Annotated in this window: 2 protein-coding genes; one reads left to right on the forward strand and one right to left on the reverse strand. The window is 72.5% G+C overall.

The features are described from left to right. Window positions 1–91: 91 nt before the first annotated feature. Entirely contained in the window at window positions 92–805 is a 714-nt protein-coding gene (locus ACZ6I3_RS31045; RefSeq protein ID WP_469419097.1) for a hypothetical protein, read from the reverse strand. Window positions 806–852: 47 nt separating this feature from the next. Here ACZ6I3_RS31045 and ACZ6I3_RS31050 point away from each other — a divergent pair, with 47 nt between their 5' ends. Next, window positions 853–1,041, forward strand: coding sequence for a DUF5703 family protein (locus tag ACZ6I3_RS31050; protein ID WP_010045410.1), 189 nt, complete (start codon window positions 853–855; stop codon window positions 1,039–1,041). The last annotated feature ends 128 nt before the right edge of the window (window positions 1,042–1,169 follow it).

The raw sequence follows: 1,169 nt of genomic DNA on the forward strand, positions 1-1,169 counted from the left end.
GTTTTGTTGTCGCCCGCTGCGCAGTCCGGACCGCTCCTCGAATCGTCACCGCTCCCTCCCCCCCCCCCCCCCCCCCCGCCGTCGGGTGCGCTCAGCGACGGTCCGCGTCCAGGCGCTCCAGGTCCTCGTCCTCGTCCTCGTCCAGGTCGGTGTCGAGGGCGTCCCGGTCGTCGCCCTCTTCGTCATCTTCGTCATCGTCGTCCTCGACATCGTCGAAGACGGCGCTGACGTCGAAGCGGCAGACCACCTGCTGTGGATCGACCTGCTCGAACGGGGCCTCCAGCCACTCTCCGGGGTCGGCCGGATCGTCCGCCGCCATCACCCAGAGCGTGGAGTCGCCCTCCTCGAGCCCGAACTCCTTGTGCCGGGAGGCGATCTCGTCGGGCTCGAACTCGCCGAACAGCAGGCCGAGCGCGCCATGGGTCGTCCCGGAGGCGGCCGGGCCGTCCTCGCCTTCCGCGGCCTCGATCCGCTGCGCCTGCGCCAGGAGGCGCTGCGGCTCCGCCACCGCGTAGTCGCGGCGGATCAGCACGCTCAGCGCGTTCGGTTCCTCGGGGCCCGCGTACGGCGGCAGCGTGTCCTCCGCACCGGGGATCTCGAAGGGGGTGACCTCGTCGTATCGGTCGTAGAGCAGTTCGTCGTACACCTCTGCGGCCGCGGCCAGCTGGTTGAACGCCTCGTAGACGGCCGGGTCGTCCTCTCCCGACCTGCCCTCGACCGCGGCCAGGTGGCGGTCGAGCGCGGTCTTGACCGCCTCGGCGGCGGCGCGTACCTCGGCAGCGGTGGGCTGCGCAGCATCAGACATAGTGCAGACGCTATCCGTACCAGGCCCCAGCCCGCACAATAGATGCGATGCCGGAATACGAATTTGTCGACGTGTACGTACCGCGCGGGGTCTCCCGCAAGGAAACGGCACGTCTGCTGACGGACCACGCCGAGTACGGACACTGGGAGTTGCACCGTCTGAGCCTGCTGCGCGACGGCAGCCGCAAGGTGCGGTTGCGCCGGCGGATCATCCGCCAGGTGCGGGCCACGTGGTGAGCTGAGACGGCGCACCGGGAGAAGGCGTACACGGGAGCGGGGGGGGGGGGGGGGGGGGGGGGGGGGGGGGGGGGGGGGGGGGGGGGGGGGGGGGGGGGGGGGGGGGGGGGGGGGGGGGGGGGGGGGGG

The sequence above is a fragment of the Streptomyces sp. NPDC041940 genome (assembly GCF_055589465.1).